The following is a 4,905-nucleotide window of genomic DNA, read 5'->3' as shown; positions in this document are numbered from 1 at the left end:
GGCAGGATCAACCAGAGTTTGTTGTTAAAGCACACTTAAATGGAAGTTAAACTTAAAAATTGTCGGAAAAGAACACTCTAAAGTGAATTAGAGAGTTACTTATTCATGCACAATTTCGATTAGTTCTCGATAGATAGATTTACACTATCAGTCAGAATTAATCGAACTGCCAAATTCAACGTCAGACCGAAAAAGCTCCGGTCTCCACTAATGATCTTGAATTGAAGGTGATTGAAATTCCGCGCATTGTGCGGGAACAGTAAATATGAATTCTTGGCATATAAGGGTTTTGATTCCTTATAAACCTTGTAACTCACAACACCAAGTTGCAAAGCAATATCTGCACCATTGCAGTCTTGCTCATTCACCCGCCTTGCGAGAACTCCTAATTGTAAGAACCGATATAAATACATATCGTAAGCAATGAATTTTGAATGCGCGTAAATATTCAACATAAAACAAAGTTAAAGCTCACCTCGACATACACAAACATAGAAAACATATTCTCCGATCAGAAACACACATTAAAAACTGGAGCATACGCAACCTTTAACAATAAATGATACGTAAATAGCAAGGTATATTGAACAAAATCCAAAACTGAATTAAAATTGCACAAGATATCAATAAATAGGGATGAAGAGCCAACGCAAAGAAGCAGAGAAGTACTTGCGACCATTGAGAACATCCCAGACGCAAAACATGTCAAATTCAGATACTTGGATGAGAACGTCAGTATGGAGCGCATTCCTAGAGCAATGAAAAAATTCCTAAAAGGTTGATCATGAAAGAAGGGAAAGAAGGACTGGATACTAAAGTAAAGCGTCTTGACACCGCTGTTGATAAATTACGCATAAAACGCAAAGACAGCAATACACTGAAAGTAACTGAAAATGTATTCGATGATGCAACTCTAAAATCCCTATATACACTATCTAATAAAGGAATAGTACAGGCACTTGGCGGATCCATAAGCACCGGCAAAGAAGCAAATGTATTCCTTGGCGAGGGAGAAGAGCACGACATTGCCATTAAGATATACAGGATATCCTCCAGCACATTCAGGTCAATGGAAGACTACATTCTCGGAGATCCGCGCTTCACTAACATCAGACACAACAAAAGAGACATCATCTTTGCATGGACCAAAAAGGAGTTTCGCAACCTCATACGTGCAAATGAAGCCGGCATACGCGTACCCGTACCCATCATCACAGAAAGGAACATACTTATTATGGAGTTCATGGGTGAGAACGAAAAACCATTCCCTGCTTTAAAAGATATGAGGCTCGAACTCGAAGATGGTAAACAGATATTCGAAACTATTATAGATGACATGCACAAGCTCTACACCAAAGCAAGTCTTGTCCATGGAGATCTTAGCGAATACAACATACTCATCGACACCAATGACCTAACGCCCATCATGATCGATATGGGGCAATCGGTGACCCTGGAACATCCACGAGCAGACATATTTCTAAAAAGAGACATTGAAAATATACTAAGATACTTTAAGCGTTTCAAAATTGATGAGACTCCCGAAAGCGTTTACAAACGCATAAAAAATACAGGGAACGAGAACTGAAAAGCGCAAACTATAATTACAATAATCAGTAGGTAGACCATATGACCCACATCAAAGTACCCCAGGACAGAATCGGCGCAATAATCGGCCCACAAGGCAGCGTCAAAAAGATGATCGAAGAAAGATCCACTGCAACACTTAACATCGACAGTGAGAACGGTACAGTCGAAGTAATAGCAGGAGATGACCCGGTTGGCGGAATGAGAGCAACAGATGTCATTCAAGCAATAGGCAGAGGATTCAACCCCGACAAAACATACATATTCTTTGATGATGACCTCATGATGCTTGAAGTAATTGATCTTTCACAAACCGCATCCACCTCAAAGGAACTCCTGCGCCTCAAAGGCAGAATAATTGGAAAAGGCGGAAAGACAAGAGAAATAATAGAGAGTCTCATAGGTATCAAAATGTCCGTTTATGGAAAAACAGTAAGCGCAATAGGCCATCCAGACCAGATCCTCATCGTAAGGACGGCAATGGATATGCTCATCGGTGGCGCAACCCATGGTGCAGTATACAGTTTCCTCGAAAAGAAGAAACAAGACCTTATGCGCTCACAGCTTGACTCATACTAAAAACTAAAAGGATGACACTAATAGTGATCATCCACCTTTAACATTTCTGGAAAACTGGGGAGATATCCATGAGTGAACAAAAGAACATAGTCGAAACAGCAATTGAAATGGGAGATTTCTCGACACTTATAAGTGCCGCAAAAAAGCTTGGCCTCTTCAATAAATTCAGTAACGAAGGTCCATACACGATTTTTGCCCCCATAGAAAGAGCATTTGAACCAATTCCAGACAGTGTCATCGATGAAGCTTTTGAGGATCGCGAATACCTAATGGACATTATAAACTACCACATTGTGGAAGGAAAATACCTCACATCTGGTCTTAAAAATATCCAAACACTCACTGCACTCAATGGAAAAACACTCAAGGTCTCCAAAAATGGAAAGCTCCTTGTCAACGGTATCGAAATAAAAAAAGAAGATATCGAATGTACAAACGGAGTGATACATGTGATCGAGGAGATCCTTATTCCATAAGCTCATTTTAAAGGAAGCATCACGTGGACCTTAGTCCCCACACCAACCTCACTTTCCACCCACATCTGACCTTCATTGAGCATCACAAGTTTTTTAGTAAGAGCAAGTCCTAGTCCTGTACCACCATACTTTCGTTTGGCAGAACCATCACCCTGATGGAATTTATCATAAAGATGCGGCAATTGCCCCATGGGAATCCCAATGCCATCATCACATATCACAATATGCGCCATATCGCCAATAGCACTTGCCTGAACTCCAACCTAACCACGATCGGAAGTAAACTTGACAGCATTTGTTAAAAGATTATGCAATATGTGCTTGAACTTTATCTTATCTACACAGATCTGAGGAAGGTCGGGATCCAATTCACAGACAAAAGAAATATCCTTCAATAAAATAGAATGCATAAGAGATTCCTTAACCTCCAGAACAGAATGCAATATCTTAAATTTCTCCACATTCACTTCTGCATTCCCGGCTTCAATGTTCGAAATTTCAAGGATCTTAGTTATAATCTCCGAAAGATGATTACCATTATTTGAAACATTCTGAAGATATCTCCTCTGTACATCATTCAGATCCCCACAGCGACCATCCAACAATATCTCAGAAAAACCAATAATTGAATTCAACGGAGTTCGAAGTTCATGGCTTACATTAGCAAGGAACTCGCTCTTAGAACAATTTGCAGCATCAGCTATTGACATTGCACGCTTTAAAGCATCATCCGCTTTTTTCGTTTCAGTTATATCCTTCAGTGCAACAAAGATGTAAGAAGGCATATTATCCCTATCAAAGATAAGATCACATTCAAGAATCGCAGGGAAGATGCTTCCATTCTTCCTCATATGCCATACCTCTTCATCCATACAGCAATCTGAATTCAGAAGATTATCCAGAAGGCATTTCAAGCGCGGAACTTGACTTTCATTATAGAACATCAAGAAATGAGTTCCGAAGAGCTCCTCAACAGAATAGCCATGAAGTTGAGAAAATGCTTCATTCACATATATGATATTGCCATCCATATCAAGTATAGATATCCCATAATTTACCTTATCCGATATCGACTTGAATATATTAAGATCATTCTCAACAAGCTTCATTTCAACGAATATACCCAAAGACCGAGTGACCGAATCTACAAAACCACCATCATTCTGGAAATAATCAGCACTAGTATCAGGCATATCTTCAGAATACCAAACCTCGAAACTACCATGGACAACGTCATCAACGATTATATCCGATCTGCAGTTCCAATTCGAATCAATGAAAAGCCCAGACTGGAAAACATTTTCTTCATAAATAAGGCGACAACCGGTAACTGATCGACCTTTCATATCAGAAAAAACAGTATCAACTACATTCCTAAACCCCTCATTCAAAGAAGGAAGAACATTAACTATACTTGAAACCTTAAACAAACATTCAAACTCACACACATGTTTATTCAGATCACGTTCCTGCATTTCCAGAACGTCATGAGCACATCTGCGTTCGGTAATATCAGAGAATGTCATTGCGAATTCACCACTACGTGGGCAGAAAACGTTCACCTCATAAAAACGATCCCCAAAAAGCGAATAATCATCAAAATGAGCACTCTCACCAGTCAGTGCTACATTGCCATATTTTTCAACCCATGAGACATCCATACAAGGGAAAATATCCAGAACACTTTTTCCAATGACATCGTCTTTCTTCAGGCCTACAATTCTCTCAAAAGCCGGATTAACGTCAAGGAAACAATAATCGATCGGAACTCCATCCCCATCGCAAATTATCTCATGCAAAGCGTATGCACACACCATTTCATTGAAGATCTGTGGATATGCATCAATTCTGCCATAACCATCAGAAAGCCACTGCTCTGAACGACCAGGATCACGATCAATAAGATCTAATACTACATTTGAAGTCTGCTTTAATTCCCTTTCAGAAAACATTCATAATCCACATTGCACTTTATACACCAACGACCACATGAACAATAGTTATTAGTTCATATTAGCATCCATACCGTACATGCCACAGCAGGCAATACTACCTAAGTGCATGTGAATCTTTTGGTAATATCAAGTGCACATTTAAATATATGGCATTGGTATTTAAGTAGAGTTTTTATGTTATTAGGACCTATATTTATGCATGAACTGTCCCAGGTGCAAGAGCTCCAATCATAAAAAGAACGGTAAAATCGATGGACGTCAACGCTACAAATGCCATGATTGTGGGTATAACTATTCAGTGGAGATTA

At 39.3% G+C, this 4,905-nt stretch carries 7 protein-coding genes; 5 read left to right on the top strand and 2 right to left on the bottom strand.

Annotated elements, in window-relative coordinates; genetic code table 11:
* The first annotated feature begins 611 nt into the window (after positions 1-611).
* The 4 genes from KDK67_RS13555 (at position 612) to KDK67_RS13540 (ending at position 2,642) form a co-directional block, all read left to right on the top strand.
* The gene (locus tag KDK67_RS13555) at positions 612-782 is read left to right on the top strand and encodes a S1 domain-containing protein (protein WP_250869390.1); all 171 of its coding nucleotides are present in this window, start codon (positions 612-614) and stop codon (positions 780-782) included.
* Between the two features lie 2 nt (positions 783-784).
* Positions 785-1,588 carry a serine protein kinase RIO gene (locus tag KDK67_RS13550; RefSeq protein WP_250869389.1) on the top strand — a complete coding sequence of 268 codons (804 nt, stop codon included), beginning with the start codon at positions 785-787 and terminating at the stop codon, positions 1,586-1,588.
* Positions 1,589-1,629: 41 nt separating this feature from the next.
* Entirely contained in the window at positions 1,630-2,166 is a 537-nt protein-coding gene (locus KDK67_RS13545; protein ID WP_250869388.1) for a KH domain-containing protein, read from the top strand.
* 68 nt (positions 2,167-2,234) lie between these two features.
* Complete coding sequence (locus tag KDK67_RS13540; protein WP_250869387.1) at positions 2,235-2,642, top strand: fasciclin domain-containing protein; 408 nt, start codon at positions 2,235-2,237, stop codon at positions 2,640-2,642.
* Positions 2,643-2,644: 2 nt separating this feature from the next.
* Here the strand turns inward: KDK67_RS13540 and KDK67_RS13535 are convergent, their stop codons facing one another.
* Both KDK67_RS13535 and KDK67_RS13530 read right to left on the bottom strand, forming a co-directional pair.
* Positions 2,645-2,884, bottom strand: coding sequence for an ATP-binding protein (locus tag KDK67_RS13535; RefSeq protein WP_331522573.1), 240 nt, complete (start codon positions 2,882-2,884; stop codon positions 2,645-2,647).
* 21 nt (positions 2,885-2,905) lie between these two features.
* Positions 2,906-4,594, bottom strand: coding sequence for a PAS domain S-box protein (locus tag KDK67_RS13530; RefSeq protein ID WP_250869385.1), 1,689 nt, complete (start codon positions 4,592-4,594; stop codon positions 2,906-2,908).
* Positions 4,595-4,796: 202 nt separating this feature from the next.
* Here KDK67_RS13530 and KDK67_RS13525 point away from each other — a divergent pair.
* Positions 4,797-4,905, top strand: a 109-nt coding sequence (locus tag KDK67_RS13525; protein ID WP_420846926.1) for a transposase-like zinc-binding domain-containing protein, incomplete at its 3' end; no start/stop codon positions are given.

It is taken from the genome of Methanococcoides seepicolus (assembly GCF_023684405.1).
Lineage (GTDB): Archaea > Halobacteriota > Methanosarcinia > Methanosarcinales > Methanosarcinaceae > Methanococcoides > Methanococcoides seepicolus.
Note: the sequence above shows the minus strand (reverse complement) of the source record. Positions and strands in the feature narration are given on the sequence as shown.

Bases quoted from the DNA above. Each gene is read 5' to 3' on its own strand.
- KDK67_RS13550 (WP_250869389.1), top strand. From the start codon at position 785: ATGAAAGAAGGGAAAGAAGGACTGGATACTAAAGTAAAGCGTCTTGAC.
- KDK67_RS13545 (WP_250869388.1), top strand. From the start codon at position 1,630: ATGACCCACATCAAAGTACCCCAGGACAGAATCGGCGCAATAATCGGC.
- KDK67_RS13540 (WP_250869387.1), top strand. From the start codon at position 2,235: ATGAGTGAACAAAAGAACATAGTCGAAACAGCAATTGAAATGGGAGAT.
- KDK67_RS13530 (WP_250869385.1), bottom strand. From the start codon at position 4,594: ATGTTTTCTGAAAGGGAATTAAAGCAGACTTCAAATGTAGTATTAGAT.